Annotated in this window: 12 protein-coding genes; 6 read left to right on the forward strand and 6 right to left on the reverse strand. The window is 48.4% G+C overall.

All coding sequences use genetic code 11. The features are described from left to right. Nucleotides 1–3: 3 nt before the first annotated feature. Both MYF79_RS15885 and MYF79_RS15890 read right to left on the reverse strand, forming a co-directional pair. A complete protein-coding gene (locus MYF79_RS15885; RefSeq protein ID WP_247814950.1) occupies nucleotides 4–771 on the reverse strand; it encodes a tyrosine-protein phosphatase in 768 nt (255 codons plus the stop codon). Nucleotides 772–795: 24 nt separating this feature from the next. Further along, entirely contained in the window at nucleotides 796–1275 is a 480-nt protein-coding gene (locus MYF79_RS15890; protein WP_247814951.1) for a GAF domain-containing protein, read from the reverse strand. Nucleotides 1276–1584: 309 nt separating this feature from the next. Between MYF79_RS15890 and idi the strand changes: the two genes are divergently transcribed. Together idi and MYF79_RS15900 are read left to right on the forward strand one after the other, a co-directional pair. Then, nucleotides 1585–2100: an isopentenyl-diphosphate Delta-isomerase gene (gene idi / locus MYF79_RS15895; protein ID WP_199656259.1), complete on the forward strand. Its 516-nt coding sequence runs from the start codon at nucleotides 1585–1587 to the stop codon at nucleotides 2098–2100. A 32-nt stretch (nucleotides 2101–2132) separates the two neighbouring features. Beyond that, nucleotides 2133–3098, forward strand: coding sequence for a (-)-gamma-cadinene synthase (locus MYF79_RS15900; protein WP_247814952.1), 966 nt, complete (start codon nucleotides 2133–2135; stop codon nucleotides 3096–3098). A 238-nt stretch (nucleotides 3099–3336) separates the two neighbouring features. Here MYF79_RS15900 and MYF79_RS15905 read toward each other — a convergent pair whose 3' ends face one another. After that, nucleotides 3337–4374 carry a hypothetical protein gene (locus MYF79_RS15905; protein WP_247814953.1) on the reverse strand — a complete coding sequence of 346 codons (1038 nt, stop codon included), beginning with the start codon at nucleotides 4372–4374 and terminating at the stop codon, nucleotides 3337–3339. A gap of 166 nt (nucleotides 4375–4540) precedes the next feature. Between MYF79_RS15905 and MYF79_RS15910 the strand changes: the two genes are divergently transcribed. Further along, nucleotides 4541–6232 carry a sodium/sugar symporter gene (locus MYF79_RS15910; RefSeq protein ID WP_247814954.1) on the forward strand — a complete coding sequence of 564 codons (1692 nt, stop codon included), beginning with the start codon at nucleotides 4541–4543 and terminating at the stop codon, nucleotides 6230–6232. Nucleotides 6233–6331: 99 nt separating this feature from the next. Here MYF79_RS15910 and MYF79_RS15915 read toward each other — a convergent pair whose 3' ends face one another. Then, entirely contained in the window at nucleotides 6332–7858 is a 1527-nt protein-coding gene (locus MYF79_RS15915; protein ID WP_247814955.1) for a S8 family peptidase, read from the reverse strand. A 335-nt stretch (nucleotides 7859–8193) separates the two neighbouring features. On the opposite strand from MYF79_RS15915, the gene MYF79_RS15920 reads away from it, so the two are divergent. Continuing rightward, entirely contained in the window at nucleotides 8194–9078 is an 885-nt protein-coding gene (locus MYF79_RS15920) for an inositol oxygenase (RefSeq protein WP_247814956.1), read from the forward strand. A gap of 75 nt (nucleotides 9079–9153) precedes the next feature. Here MYF79_RS15920 and MYF79_RS15925 read toward each other — a convergent pair whose 3' ends face one another. After that, nucleotides 9154–12084, reverse strand: coding sequence for an FAD-binding and (Fe-S)-binding domain-containing protein (locus MYF79_RS15925; RefSeq protein ID WP_247814957.1), 2931 nt, complete (start codon nucleotides 12082–12084; stop codon nucleotides 9154–9156). A 153-nt stretch (nucleotides 12085–12237) separates the two neighbouring features. Next, nucleotides 12238–13146, reverse strand: coding sequence for a DUF72 domain-containing protein (locus MYF79_RS15930; RefSeq protein WP_247814958.1), 909 nt, complete (start codon nucleotides 13144–13146; stop codon nucleotides 12238–12240). Between the two features lie 308 nt (nucleotides 13147–13454). On the opposite strand from MYF79_RS15930, the gene MYF79_RS15935 reads away from it, so the two are divergent. Both MYF79_RS15935 and MYF79_RS15940 read left to right on the forward strand, forming a co-directional pair. Beyond that, complete coding sequence (locus tag MYF79_RS15935; RefSeq protein ID WP_247814959.1) at nucleotides 13455–14891, forward strand: glycogen synthase; 1437 nt, start codon at nucleotides 13455–13457, stop codon at nucleotides 14889–14891. A gap of 18 nt (nucleotides 14892–14909) precedes the next feature. Continuing rightward, nucleotides 14910–16184 carry a glucose-1-phosphate adenylyltransferase gene (locus MYF79_RS15940; protein WP_247814960.1) on the forward strand — a complete coding sequence of 425 codons (1275 nt, stop codon included), beginning with the start codon at nucleotides 14910–14912 and terminating at the stop codon, nucleotides 16182–16184. Nucleotides 16185–16202: the final 18 nt, after the last annotated feature.

The raw sequence follows: 16202 nt of genomic DNA on the forward strand, positions 1-16202 counted from the left end.
AAATTATTTTATAGCCTGGGAGCTTTTCGTGAGCGTATTGTTTTTAAACGGATAGGTTTCCAGCAGTTTCACCAGCTTCTTGTCTTTGGCAATGGCTCTGATTGCCTGAAGATGCTTCTCATGGTGAAGATCTGTACCGATGAAGTCAACCAGCTGGTTGTCTATCAGCCACTCAGCTGCTTTCTGGATATGTTTGCCATAATAACCGGCAAGCGACAGGAGGTTGACCTGCAGGTAGCAGCCCCGTTGTTTAAAGGTCATGTACTCATCCGTTTGCTGGTGGTAATAGTTATAGCGTTCAGGATGGGCCAGTACAGGGCGGTAACCTTGTGCCGATAGTTCAAACAGCCATTGATGCAGCTGGGGCGGTGCGCACATGAAAGAGATTTCTACCAGCAACAGCTCTCCGCTAAGGGTCAGCAGGCGGGAGGAATTCATCAGCTCCTCGAAATATTCATCCATGTAGTACTCTGCCGCATGGTGATAGCTTACCGGGCAACCTTTGGCCTTCAGGGCTTCCTTCACATCATGGAAAGGAGCCGCCAGGGTTTCTGCGGAGTTCGGATAGCGGTCTATAATGATGTGTGGAGTGGTAATCACTTTCTGAATACCCAGTTCATGTAATGCTTCAATGAACTGGACAGCCGTCTCCACATCCTGCACGCCATCGTCTACACCTGGTACCAGGTGTGAATGGATATCGGTCTCAATTCCTGCCAGGAATGGAATATTTGCAGTAGCGTTATCAGCTTTTTTACGGAAAAAGAACATAATCAGTGGATCTGGTCTGTGAAGTTACACTTCAAAGTTGAGGGATGCTACTATCTCTTCCAGGAAAACCCGGTCAGTTTCATCAAAATGGTCAAGGTGCTCGCTGTCCACATCCAGCACGCCAATTACCTGGCCATTACGGATGATGGGAACAACGATCTCTGATCTTGACAGGCTGCTGCAGGCAATGTGCCCCGGAAAAGCTTCTACATCAGGCACAACCAGGGTACGGGCTTCTGCCCAGCTGGTGCCGCATACACCACGTCCTTTTTTAATACGTGTGCAGGCTACCGGGCCCTGGAAGGGGCCTAATACCAGCTCATCGCCTTTTACGAGGTAAAATCCTACCCAGAACCAGCCAAACTGCTCTTTCAACGCAGCTACCGTATTGGCCAGGTTGGCCACCAGGTCAGGTTCACCGCTTACCAATGCATCTATCTGCGGAATGATAGACTTGTATTCTGCTGTTTTGTCTCCTTTTATTATACTCAGATCTTCTGCCATAGATGCAAATATAGTGAAACTTGAAAGGAGCTATGCAAGGGGGCTGCAGCAGTAAGATAAAATGAACAAACGCAAAAGATAAAATGAACAAATAAATGCGTAATTTGAAGTTATAAGTTTTAACCCGCCGCTGCCTTCAGCAATATCCCTATTGAAAATCCAGCAACCAGAATTTAAGAGTCACCTTAAAAGACACCTGTTATGATGAGCATCCACTCCCCACCGGGCGACGCTATGTTGCTGCTCTAAGTGTACTTATGCCAACCGGAATTCGTTTACATAAATTATGAACCATATATTTGTCATTGTATGAAAGCACAGGTTATATTGGTGAATGAGCTGGATCAGGAAACAGGATTGATGGAGAAAATGGAGGCACACGAGAAAGGATTGCTTCACAGAGCTTTTTCCGTGTTTATTTTGAATGATCAGGGTGACATGCTGTTACAACAGCGGGCGCTCGATAAGTATCATTCCGGCGGTTTATGGACAAATGCCTGCTGTAGTCATCCGTTGCCCGGCGAAACCGTGGAAGCCGCAGCCCATCGGCGTCTTTCAGAAGAAATGGGATTTGACTGTCCCTTACGGGAACTATTCCAATTTACTTATCGCACAGAATTTGACAATGGTCTTATTGAACATGAATACGACCATGTATGGGCAGGCACTTACAACGGTGCTATTAACCCAGCCCCCGAAGAGGTGCATGCATATCAATATTTATCCGTAAACGAAATTATCAGGTTAATGGCAGAGGTGCCGGAGCAATTCACCAGCTGGTTCAGGCTGGCTTTTCCGAGAGTTATTGATCAATTAAGGGTCTGATGGCCCTATTCACCTCTTAACCATTTTTTACTATGCCAACGATCACCTTGCCACGGATAGCCTATCCGTTCCCCTCTTCTATTAACCAATTTGTAACAGCAGCTCACGAACAGAACCGCCAATGGGTACAATCCTTCGGATTCATTACAAGCCCCGAAGCCCTCGGCCGGTTCGACAGATCACGCTTCGCCTGGCTTGCCGCCCGCGCCTTTCCAAATGCCAACTTTCATGAACTGTGCATCATTGCCAACTTCAATACCTGGTTGTTCATGCTGGACGACCAGTGCGACGAAGCACAACTGGGCAGGAAAGCGATTTCCCTGGAACAGGTTACAGACGGCTTCATGAACATTCTGAAACATAACACACCTATTGACACAATTCTGGGCAGGAGTTTTACCGACATATGGGATCGTATGCAGGCCATTGGAGACACTGCATGGCAGGCAAGATTTATCCGCAGTATGGAGGAGTACTTTACATCCTGCCATTGGGAAGCAGGCAACAGGGCCGCTGGTGTTACGCCTACCGTTGCAGAATACGTCACCATGCGCCCTTACACCGGAGCATTGTTCGCTGATGTGGAGGCCATAGAGATCATCGAAAAAGTATATCTGCCAGCCCACATCCTGCAGCATTTTATCGTACAACGTCTTGTACTGGCCTGCAACAACATTGTGTGCTGGGCCAACGACATCTTCTCCTGCGCGAAGGAAGCCCGGCAGGGAGATGTACACAACCTTGTTTTAGTACTCAGGCACGAACGTAATATCACTTTACAGGAAGCCGTAGATGAAACTGTGCGCATGCACAATGAAGAAGTAAAACTGTTTACTGCCCTCGAAAAATTGCTGCCTTCCTTTGGCGCTGAAATGGATAAGGAACTGGAAAGATTCCTGTCTGTACTGCGTTCCTGGATTACAGCCAATTATGACTGGAGCTTCCATGATACCGGCAGGTACCAGGTGAGAGAGGTCGAAGTGCTGGCAGAGAAATAGATTGCTATCACATTCCCGTTTCAACATGTGGCCCTGGGTTTTCACCCGGGGCTGCAAATACGGGATTCCCATAATAATACCTGGTATATACTATGATAGCATCGGGCTATTTGCAGCATTGAGATCATAAAGTGGTTTCCAAACATCTTGTTACCCTGCACCAGGTGACATGGGACCTGTAATTGTAACCGGGCCGCATGGCTATAGATAGCGCATGTTGTGCCTCCCGGGTCGTCTTTCAGCCCTGGCTCCTCGCTTTTCTCATTCTCTTTTCCAGCAGTTTACCGATCCACCAGAAAGACAAGGCCAGGATAGTGAAGAAGACGCCTTTATGCGTGCGGTCCCAGAGGTATTCAAAATACCGTGTATACAGGTCCAGCAGCAGAAATAAGACCGCCATATCCCTGATCATGGCATCATGTTTTTTTATACCCCAGATCAGCACCAGCACGCACAATACGGTGAATGCCGCCACCCACCAGAGTAACTGTACCTGCCTTACCTGCTGCCATTGCTCCCAGGACGCAGCGTTGCCGAAAATAGAGATCATCCAGCCGGAAAGCAGTAATAGGAGCCAGCTTCCCGTCCAGGTAATATCTCTTACCTGCTTGTATAAACGATTGTTGCGGAACAATTGGTGAAGGCCGGTCATGAGCAATGCCAGCAATATGGTCCGGCAGGGAAGGTTCATGCCCAGGAAATAGTCGCCCGCCGACAAATAATAGGTCAGTTTTACATAAGCAGGTATCAGGCATATCAGCGTGGCCGTCCAGAGCAGGCGGGAGGACAACAGGATGCCCAGCACGCCGTAGGTAGCGGTAGCCAGCAGCCAGAATACGCCATAGTTGCCGTTCAGATATAGTAATGTTTTTCCCAGGTATACGACGCTGACGCCGACACTGAGCACCGGCAATAACCAGAATAGCTCCCTGTTCAGGGAATATTCCGGATGCTTATGCTGGCGGCGGTAGCCATGAAAGCAAAGGAATATGGTCAATGCTGCGAAAAGGGTGGAGATAATACCATCGGTAAGGGAAAACTTCAGGCGCAGGACCTCTATCCACTTTTCGTCCAGCACCAGGGACCCGAAGGCCATCAGGGCGCAGGAAATGGCTGCAATGAAGATATATAGGGTCACCACCTGCCAGTCGCCCTCCCTGATCCGCCAGGTCTCTTTCAGCCTGCCAGCCTGCTCGGGCGTGATCAGCGATTCGGATTCCCATTGACGGATAGCCTTCTGCAAAAGGTGCGCTTCCTTTTTGTCTACTTCTAACATACGGGTAAATATATACAAAAATAGTCCACCGGTTCGGGGGCATAATATCATTTATACAGGCAGACTATTGAAATAATGCTTATTTGAGTATCTTGCCCCGTTTTAAATACTATCTAACTTAATGCCACGGTCTGCAGGGAATTATCTGCGCCTTTAATTTCCAGATATGAATCAATTGACTGATACACATCACTTAAAGTACTGGGATTACCTGGTATTCCTGATCTATTTTGTTATTGTGGCCGGCTATGGTTACTATATCTACCAGCGTAAGCGGTCAAAAACAGCCAGTACGAAAGACTTTTTCCTGGCAGAGGGCTCTCTTACCTGGTGGGCGATAGGCGCCTCCCTGATCGCATCCAATATTTCGGCAGAACACTTTATAGGACAGTCGGGCTCGGGGTTTGCCCTCGGACTGGCCATTTCCACCTATGAATGGATGGCTGCCGCCACGCTTATCATTGTGGCGGTATTTTTTATTCCGGTGTATCTGAAGAATAAGATCTATACCATGCCACAGTTCCTGTTGGAGCGTTATAACTCCACTGTGAGTACAATTATGGCCATTTTCTGGCTGCTGGTATATGTATTTGTGAACCTCACATCCATCATTTACCTGGGAGCACTGGCCATTACAGCTATTTCTGGCATACCATTCCTCTGGTGCATAGTCGGCCTGTCTGTTTTTGCCGTGATAGTAACCCTGGGAGGCATGAAGGTGATCGGGTATACGGATGTGATACAGGTATTTGTGCTGATCGTCGGCGGACTGGCCACTACTTATCTGGCTTTACGCATGGTATCCACTCATTTCGGATATGGTGAGGACATCCTGAAAGGATTGTCGCTGGTGCGTGAAAAGGCAGATTCACATTTCCATATGATCTTCTCAAAAGAACATAATTATTATAAAGACCTGCCCGGGCTGTCTGTGCTGATAGGAGGGATGTGGATCAATAACCTGAACTACTGGGGATGTAACCAGTATATCATCCAGCGGGCTTTGGGTGCTGATCTCAAAACAGCCCGCAGCGGTATCCTGTTTGCAGCGTTCCTGAAACTGCTGGTACCTGTGATAGCCGTATTGCCGGGTATTACGGCTTATGTACTGTTCCAGGAGGGTGTGTTTAACCAGGAGCTCCGCGATGCAGCAGGAGTGATAAAACCGGATCAGGCTTATCCGACCTTAATGAACCTGTTGCCGGAAGGCCTGAAAGGATTGGCCTTTGCAGCCTTGACAGCAGCGATCGTAGCCTCGCTGGCAGGCAAGGCAAACAGTATCTCTACTATTTTCTCACTGGATATCTATCACCGTTATTTCAATAAAGAAGCCACTGAAAAGCAACTGGTGAGAGTGGGCCGTATCACGGTGATCGTGGCCATGGTGATAGCCAGCCTGGTGGCTCCGGCCCTGACAACGCTGGACCAGGCCTACCAGTTCATACAGGACTATGTAGGCTTTATTTCTCCCGGCGTACTTGCCATCTTCTTACTGGGCTTCTTCTGGAAACGGGCCACCTCAAAAGCTGCGCTGACGGCAGCAGTGCTGACAATACCATTGTCGACCGTACTGAAATTCCTGCCTTTATGGGTAGATCTGTCCCCCCTGTACAACCTGGGACTGGCAGTGCCGAATGAAAAAGGCGTCTATGAAATCCCGTTCCTCGACCGTATGACCATAGTGTTTGTGGTGCTGGTGGCATTGATGGTTATCATCACACTGACAGACAGCAATAGCAAATTGCAGAAACGTGTGATAGAGATTGACAGGTCATTGTTCAAGAGCTCTCCTGCCTTTATTGCCGGAAGTGTGATCATCATGGGAGTACTGGCAGCTTTGTATACTGTATTCTGGTAGTCGTTAAACAGATCGTAGTTTATAAAAAAGGCGTTTTGGTACACTTACCAGAACGCCTTTTTTATAAGGAGATTGGTCTTAATTAACAACTACAGTTTTTTAATAATCCACCGCCTTCCCCGCATTCACCTGCCCGTAACCGAAATAGGCATCTTTACCTGAACTGCCATAATCATCAGCAGATCGTCTGAGAATAGCATCTACGATCAGGGCATTGGTTCCCGGATGTTTACCATATATCAGGGCTATGAAAGCTGCGGCATGGGCGGTTGCCAGTGCAGAACCGTAGGCCCAGGAATCGTAATACACTTCAGTATCAGGCACCCAGAAGCCGACATTGTAGATATAATTGAACAGGTATTCCCAATTGCCAAAACCTTCCACTTCCGCAACAGCGGTTGGATCTGTCAGCGGACCATAATTGCCGCCGGGCGCACCGAAGCGGATGTACGACCTTCCATAATTGCTGAAGGAGGACGGTACGTATAAAGTGGTGTCCTGGTTAAAGCCCCAGCCATTAGGTCCGTTGGAGCCAATGCAAAGTACACCCAATGCAGCAGCGGGGTAGATAGTAAAATTCTTCTCCACATCAAAATTGTAGGGGTGTTGCGGATTATCGCCCGCCGGGGCTACCAGCGTAGCGCCCATCAGGTTTGCATAGAGTGTAGCCCGTGTTAGTGCAATAACGAGGTCACGGACATCGCGGTTGTATTCCACTACATAGTCATCACCGGGATAGTTGGGCGTACCGTTATCATCAGTGTAGGTCTTACGAGGCAGTTTACCGGCAACGTTCATCTCGATCACTTTCGCACCACGATTCACGGCGTAAAAAATGCCATCTATCAAACTGCTCCAGGGGGCTTCATGGGTCATATCAGAGATCACTTTGATCAGTATGAGCTGGGTCTGGGGAGCGATGCCCACCACCCGTTTGCCATCGTGGGCTGCTGCAATGATACCTGCAGAAGCAGTTCCCTGGCTGAAATATTCTCTTTGTCCCTGGGGAGCGAATGGCTCTATTGTTTCATCAGGAATAAAGTTGTGGGTATCGACAATCTGGCTCATGATCTCGGGTTCGCGTATCAGGAAACCGCCGTCCAGTATAGCTACTTTTGCGCCATTGCCAAAATAGCCCTTGGCCCATGCCTGGTGGGCCTTTACGGATTGAAGGTCCCATTGCAGCACTCCATACGGGTCTCCTGAAGGCACACCGATGGCTTTTGCCGCCGTATTGCGGATGGCAGGAGACAGGTCGGCCCGTACCGCTTTGACAGGCACTTCCCAGTTAGTGGAAATGTCTATCACTACGGATTGTACGCCAGCAATCTTCCGGGCCTTTGCCGGAAATGAAGGATCGGGTGTTTGTACATGAATAAGGCCCAGTTCCGGAATGATGTTTTTTACCTTGTACCCTGCGGCCTGCAGTTTTTCCAGTTTATCAGTAATGGGATCGAGTTGCTTTCCTTCTTCAGCAATGACAATAAAGCATCTGTCCTGCTGTTTGACGGGAACAGCTGTCTTCTCCTGCACAGGAAGATCTTTCACCTCTTTTTGGCAGGCGCTGACAACGAATAATGCCACCATCAGGATGACAACAATTGGCAATAGCGGCTTGTTTCTCATGGTAGTTCAATTGAATGGTAAATGAATGGTAAAGAATGAGGATAGATAATGAAATGTTGGGCTGGTAAGTTGCTGTATGGATCGATGTTATGCTACCGGGGTAATTTTCGCTCAATATTATTGAGAATAAATCAATAAACCTAGTTTACTATATGACGATAATGTTTCCTTTTAACTTTCTACTGAATTGAGTAGTGGTATCCGGATTCGCCCAGCTACTTCGCGGTAGAAAAGCAACCCATATTTCCCCCACATATTATTTGCGGAAATCGATTGAAATTCGTAATTTGTATGTGCAGACTAGCTATTATTCTCCAACATTCAATCCACGAATTATGAACTCGAACAACTTTTCCGGTGAAGAATTAAATCCCTTGCAGAGCATAGAGCAATGGGAAGACGATGTGGTATTGCGCTATCCCGAGCCAGGGCTGGCGGAAACAGCCAAATCGAAAGAGGAATACAGGAATTATGACAATCCCGGCAGGGACACAGTACGCGAGTTCTACCGCTTGAATCATAAGTACCAGACTTATGACTTCGTGCAGGAAAAGAAAAAAGAATTCCTGGCTTTCAGCAGAAAGGAAATGCCTGTATGGGGGGCGATGGAGTTCCTGAACACACTCGTGGATGATTCTGATCCCGATATTGAACTAGACCAGTTGCAGCACCTGTTGCAGACGGCGGAGGCGATCAGGGCCGATGGTCATCCTGACTGGTTCGTGCTGACCGGCTTTATTCACGATATGGGCAAGGTGCTTTGCCTGTTTGGTGAACCGCAATGGGCAGTAGTGGGAGATACCTTCCCGGTAGGTTGCCAGCACTCTGATAAAATAGTATATCCTGAATTCTTTGCTGACAATCCTGACGCAAAGGATGAACGTTATAATACAAAGTACGGTGTATATAGTCCCAACTGCGGATTGAACGAAGTAGACATGTCATGGGGACATGATGAATATCTTTACCAGATGGTGAAAGATCATATGCCTGAACCAGCATTATACATGATCCGCTACCACTCTTTCTATGCACAGCATCGCGAAAACGCTTATGCGCATCTGATGAATGAGCATGACCATGCCATGTTTGAATGGGTAAAGAAATTCAATCCGTACGATCTCTACTCAAAGAGTCCAAAACCTCCGGTTATAAGCGAATTAAAGCCATACTATGAGGATCTTATAGCAAAGTATTTACCTGCTACGATCAGGTTGTAAATTGCCATTTGTGTTTAAAAACGGAAAGGCAGACCTGTTATGGGTCTGCCTTTTATTGTTTGTGATAATGTTCAGTTAAGTCAAAGCATCATACAGGATCTCTACAGGGTGCATAGATTTGCGGCCGGTACCGTCTTTAACCTGGTGCCTGCAACTGGTGCCCGGTGCTGCAATGATCGTTTCCTCTGCAGCATTACGTACCGCGGGGAACAATACCAGCTCACCGATCTGCATGGACAGCTCATAATGCTCTTTCTCATATCCGAAAGAACCGGCCATACCGCAACAGCCGGAAGGAATGATCTCCACGGAATAGTTGGCAGGTAATGAGAGGATATTTTTACTGTGCAGTGGTGTGGACAATGCCTTTTGCTGACAATGACCATGCAGTTTGATCTGCCTTTTTTCGCTGGTAAAGAGCGTTGCAGGTATATTGCCGGCAGCGGCTTCCTTACTCAGGAATTCGTCTATCAGGAATACGTTGGGCGAAAGTTTTTTTGCCTTTTCACGCAGTTCCTCCCTCACCAGGTCAGGATATTCATCCCTGAAACTGAGAATAGCAGATGGTTCTACACCCAACAAAGGCACATCGTTGCCGATCAGCTCACTAAAGATGCGAACGTTTTCTTCCGCAAAGTTGCGGGCTTTGCGCAGCAATCCTTTTGACATCCAGGCGCGGGCGCTTTCAGGATGTTCGGTCATCTGTACATCATAGCCCAGTCGGTGCAACAGTTTAACGGCTTTGATACCGATATGCGTATCGTTGAAATTGGTGAACTCATCGCAGAAGAGATAAACCTTTTTCTTAACGGCGGATATTGGCGTCTTTTCGCGGGGCCACTGTTTCTTAAACCAGCTTCTGAGCGTGGTGGACTGCAACTCCGGCAGGGAGCGTTTCAGCGCGAAGCCGGAAGTTTTCTTAATCAGCTTGCCTGTAAGCGGCGTATTCACCATCCAGTTATAAATGCCCGGTGCTATAGTGGCAAGGCCATTCAGGCGGGTGAAATTACTGATCAGTTTTGCCCGGAACGGAACGCCGTTGGCATCGTGATAATGCTGGAGGAATTCCATTTTCAGCTTGGCCATGTCCACGTTGGAAGGACATTCTGATTTACAGCCTTTACAAGCCAGGCAGAGGTCCAGTACTTCGTAGATCTCTTTATGATCGAAACGGTTCTCTTTATTGGAATGTGTCAGGAACTCACGCAGGATGTTTGCCCTGGCACGTGTCGTATCTTTTTCGTTGCGGGTAGCCATATAGCTGGGGCACATGGTACCGCCGCTTTTCTCGGTCTTACGGCAGTCGCCCGAGCCATTACATTGCTCCGCATGCTGGAGGATGGTCTGCTGCGGGAAGTGGAACACGGTCTTCAGCTGAGGGGCTTTCTGTCCGGGCTCATACCGCAGCATGCTGTTCATGCTGGGGGTATCAACGATCTTATTGGGATTGAAGATGTTTTCCGGGTCCCAGGTATATTTCAGCTCACGTAAGAGGGCATAGTTTTTCTCCCCGATCATCTGGCGGATGAATTCACCACGCAGGCGGCCGTCGCCATGTTCTCCGCTGAGTGAGCCTTTATATTTCTTTACAAGGGTGGCTATTTCTTCTGCGATCTTCCTGAACAGGAGATTACCTTCCGGCGTTTTCAGGTTGATGATAGGGCGGAGGTGTATCTCACCGCTGCCGGCATGCGCATAGTGAACGCTGTAGAGGCCATATTGCTTCAGGATCTCGTTAAAATCGCGGATATAGGCCGGGAGGTCATAGATGTCGATAGCGGTGTCTTCGATCACGGGAACGGCCTTTTCGTCGCCTGGCAGGTTACTGAGCAATCCCAGGCCGGCTTTACGCAGCGTCCAGATCTTTTTGGTGTCGTCGCCAAACAGCAGGGGGAAGTGATATCCCAGTCCGGCTGCCTGCAATTCTGCAGTGAGGCGGTTGGCCACTTCGGTGATGGCATCCCGGTTGTCGCGGCAGAACTCCACTACGAGGATGGCACCGGGGTCGCCTTGTACGAAGAAGCGGTTTTTGCTCTGTTCAATATTGTCTTTGGTACATTCCAGGATGTAGTGGTCGATCAGTTCACTGGCGCTGGGTTTATATTGCATGGCAATAATATTGGCGCGCAGGGATTCATCGATGCTGTTGAAATGTATGCAGAGCAACCCGGTTTCTTTGGGTGGCAGTGGAGATATGTTCAGTTTGATCTCTGTCAGGAAGGCCAGGGTACCTTCAGAACCGGCAATCAGTTTACAGAAGTTGAAGTCTTCTTTACCCGCAGTGAAGGGCGCTGTTTCCAGCAACAGGTCGATGGCATACCCCGTGTTACGGCGGGTAATGCTGGGTTTGGGAAATTCCCGGCGGATCTCTTCCTGGTTGCTGTGGTTGCCCAGCAGGGTACGGATCTGCCGGTATACGGTCGTTTCCAGGCGGCCGTCGTTCTTTTCGCAGCGGGCATGGAACTCGTCTGTTGAAATGGTATTGAAGACCACGTCCGACCCATCGCTGAGGATGGCCTTTACTTCCAGAAGGTGTTCACGGGTACTGCCGTACACGACGGAGTTGGAACCGCAGGAGTTATTGCCGACCATTCCCCCGATCATCGCCCTGTTGGCGGTAGAGGTTTCTGGTCCGAAGTAGAAGCCATAGGGTTTGAGGAACATGTTCAGCTCGTCTCTGATAACGCCTGGCTGCACCCTTACCCAATGTTCTTCTGTATTGATTTCCAATATTTTAGTGAAAGTTCTTGAAACATCTACTATAATCCCGTTTCCAACTACCTGTCCTGCGAGAGAGGTACCGGCAGTACGGGGAATGAGCGAGGTTTTATTGGCGCGGGCGAAGGCGATCAATGTTTTGATATCCTGTTCATTTGCCGGAATCGCCACGGCCAGTGGCATTTCACGGTAGGCTGATGCATCGGTGGCGTATAGGGTACGCATGGTGTCATCGTCATATAGTGTACCCGTCAGATCACGGGCCAATCCCCTAAGCTTATCTCGCATATTATTAAACTTCCCTTTTCAGAGAGTAAAATTAATATTTAGAAAATTGGGACACAACTACAATTCGAATTAAGTTCCATTGCCGCCGCGCGCCGGCTGCAGGAAAAACCGGCTATTCTTTGCCTGACTATCGTCTTCGACGCGTCGGTCGCATCAGAACAAGCTATTCTGCTGTGCAATGAAGGTCGGTTTCTGTAATTGTATACCGCATACCTCCTTGAACTTGTCCACCAGGTAGACGGTCAGCTCGGGCGAATAGGCCTCGTCATGCATGTGCATGAAGAAATACAGCTCTTTCAGGCCATGTTGCAGCCAGTAGTGCATACGGTTCACCCAGTCGTCGATGCGGACATAGTCGGTCGGGTGCAGGCTGTTGCCCACAAAGCGGATAAAAGCTTTCGGAATGGGCATGTGCATGTGCGCACAATCGCGCCGGCCGGAAGTATCGGTGATGATAGCGCCTACATTGAGTTTATGCAGGGTGCTGAATAGTTCCTCTCTTGTGGTGGCGTCGCTGAACCAATCAGGGTGACGTACCTCGAGGAAGAACTGCAGGTCTTTCGGCAGGCTTTCCAGGTAACGGAACAGGTTGTCCTTTCTTTTTGGAGAATATTTATCGCTTACCTGCAGAAAGATAGGTCCCAGGTGCTCGCCAAAGGCAAGAATACCTTCCAGGAAGGAGGTAGTCTGGAGGCTGGCATCTATGAGGTTGCTGTAATGACTGATAGACTGCGGCACTTTGGGGCAGAACTTAAAATCTTTGCCCCGGGCACGAATATCCCATTTTTCGATAGCGTCAGGGCCATAGATCTTATAATGAGTGGCGTTGAGTTCAATGCTGTTGTAATGATGTACATATTCATCCAGGAAATTGGCCTCCTTGGTGCCTTTGGGATAGATCTTGCCGATCCATTCCTTGCGGCCCCATTTAGCACAACCCAGGTAGATCTTCGGTTGCTTAACTGGGTTTCCCCTGAGGGCTATTTTATTAAAGGCCGGTTCTGCCGGCAGTTTGAAATCTATTTCATCCAGCAGGGCCGGATCAACACGACCAAAATCCATAGTGAAGTGAATCTTTCTCCGAAGGTAATGCATTATGCTTTTATATGCAGTATTCCGCATTCCGGGGCCTGCCTGCCCCATATGAGGGAAGAATGGGACAATAACAGGAGCCTAACTGTAACGGGGGGATTAAAAAAACGCCTGTTCAAATATGACGTTATATAAAGAGATTGGTTTAAATTACGCCACACTTCAGGATTTAAATCAGCAGCGTATTGCAGGACGGGCGCACTTAAATAAAGTTTGGAGAATCCTTTGTAATATGCTTTTTCCAAGGTAATTTAAAAGAACAGTTATAATCGTTTAGCATGGAGATTTTACACGTTAGCGCGGAGTGCTACCCTGTAGCCAAGGTAGGAGGTTTGGCAGATGTGGTTGGGGCATTGCCCAAGTACCAGTTCCAGGCAGGGCATATAGCCAAGGTGGTGATGCCTGCATACAATACCCGTTTCTTTCACACACACGAATTCGAGCTGGTACACCAGGGAGGTTGCTGGTTAGGACACAATTGGTACCACTTCAATGTATGGAGGGAGGTAACCAACCTGCTTGGATTTGACCTGTACATGATCGATATCCCAGGGCTGCTGGACACAGAAAGAGTATACGGTTATTACAATGATACAGAACGTTTTCTCGCCTTCCAGGTAGCCGTACTTGACTGGCTGAATGAATGGCAGCATCAGCCGGATGTTGTGCATGTGCACGATCATCACACCGGATTGATCCCATTCATGATGACCCACGCCTACAAGTATGAGCGTTTAAGGAATATAGCTACTGTTTTAACGATACATAATGCGCAATACCAGGGACAGTTTGGCTGGGACAGGTTGTACCAGTTGCCGGGCTTCGACCTCTGGAAAGCCGGATTGCTGGGCTGGGATGGCGCCATTAACCCACTTGCCGCAGCTATAAAATGCGCCTGGCGGTTCACCACGGTATCGCCCAGTTACCTCGAAGAATTGTATAACGGTGCCAACGGCCTGGAGAATTTACTGAACTATGAAAGGGGGAAAGCTGTTGGTATATTGAACGGTATAGATACTGTAGTATGGGACCCCGCTACAGACCCTATGTTACCAGTCAACTATGACAAGCAGACATTCATAGAAGGAAAGCGCGACCTAAAGCAACAATTATGTGCGCAATTCAACCTCAATCCGGAACTCCCGCTGATATCCTTTATTGGCCGTCTCGTAGGGGAAAAAGGTGCAGATCTGCTGCCGGAAATCATTGGCAGATCTATCTATGAGCAGAAACAACAGGTGAATTTTCTCTTGTTGGGAAGTGGAGACCCACATGTGGAATGGTCATTGCAACAAACAAGAATATACACCGAAGCCAATTTTAATGTGCAGTTTGGATATGACGAGGCACTGTCACATAGAATATACGCAGGCAGTGACTTTTTGCTGATGCCAAGCAGGGTGGAACCATGCGGATTGAACCAGATGTATGCATTGCGTTACGGTACAGTTCCCATTGTTCGTAGTGTAGGAGGATTAAAAGATACTGTGACAGACTTCGGTGACCCCAACGGATTTGGCATCCGTTTTATACATGCAGCGGCATGGGATGCCTGTCTCGCAGTAGGTAGAGCTGTTGAGCTATATGAAGACACTGCAAAATTGCATGATATCTGCGAAACCATTATGCAGCTTGACCATTCGTGGGACACTGCGGCAGCGGAATACCTGCAATTATACAGCTCAATAGTACATAAACCAGCACCCAAAAACTGAAACAAAGAATCGTAATATATGTCTAACGCAGTTATCTCCCTTATCTTAGGCGGCGGCTCCGGTACCCGCTTGTATCCTCTTACGCGCAAGCGATCAAAGCCTGCCGTACCTGTTGCCGGTAAATACCGCCTGGTGGATATTCCCATTTCGAATTGTCTGAACGCAGATATGAACCGTATTTTCGTGCTGACCCAGTTCAACTCTGCGTCGCTGAATAAGCACATCAAAAATACCTACCATTTCAGCCACTTCAGCAAGGCATTTGTAGATATCCTGGCTGCGGAACAAACGCCCGACAACCCAACCTGGTACCAGGGTACTGCCGACGCTGTGCGCCAGTGCCTTCACCATATTGACAACTACGAATTTGAATATGTGCTCATCCTTTCGGGCGACCAGCTCTACCAGATGGATTTCCGCGAAATGCTCCAGCATCACATAGAAAGCCAGGCAGAAGTTTCTATTGCCACCATACCGGTGAATGCAAAGGATGCGTCTGACTTCGGTATCCTGAAAACGGATGATAAGGGGATGATCACTTCTTTTACAGAAAAGCCCAAACAGGATGTATTGTCTCCCTGGGCCTCGCCGGTAAGCGAGGAAATGCAGCAGGAAGGCAGGGTCTACCTGGCCAGCATGGGTATCTACATATTCAGCCGTCAAACGCTATACGACCTGCTGAATGGCCAGGAAGCAGCCACCGATTTCGGTAAGGAGCTGATCCCTTATGCTATCAATGCCGATATGAAAGTAGTGAGCTATCAGTATACCGGTTACTGGACAGATATCGGTAATATCAGCTCTTTCTGGGAAGCCAATCTCGGCCTGACGGATGAGATACCAAAATTCAACCTCTTCGATGAATCCCAGATCATCTATTCCCGCGCGCGTATGCTGCCGCCTGCAAAGATCTCAGGTACCCTGAAGAATACCGTCATCTCCGATGGTAGTATCATTCTGGACAGTCACCTGGAACGCTGTGTTGTCGGTATCAGGACCCGCATTGGCCGGAACTCCGTTATTACCAACAGCTATGTGATGGGAAGTGATTTCTACCAGACGCTGGAAGACCTGGAAAAGGCCCAGGCCAAAGGGCATCCGCCAATGGGAATAGGAGATAACTGCCGTATCAATAATGCCATTATAGACAAGAACTGTAGTATCGGGAATAACGTGTCGATCAATGTGAGTGGCAATGTGCTGCCCGATGGCGACCATGAGCTGTACGCTGTGAAGGATGGTATTGTGGTGATCAAGAACGGCATGGTATTGCCGGATGGATTTGTGATCTAGCATAACGATGTATATAAA

Origin of the sequence: Chitinophaga filiformis (assembly GCF_023100805.1) — a bacterium.
Classification (GTDB): domain Bacteria; phylum Bacteroidota; class Bacteroidia; order Chitinophagales; family Chitinophagaceae; genus Chitinophaga; species Chitinophaga filiformis_B.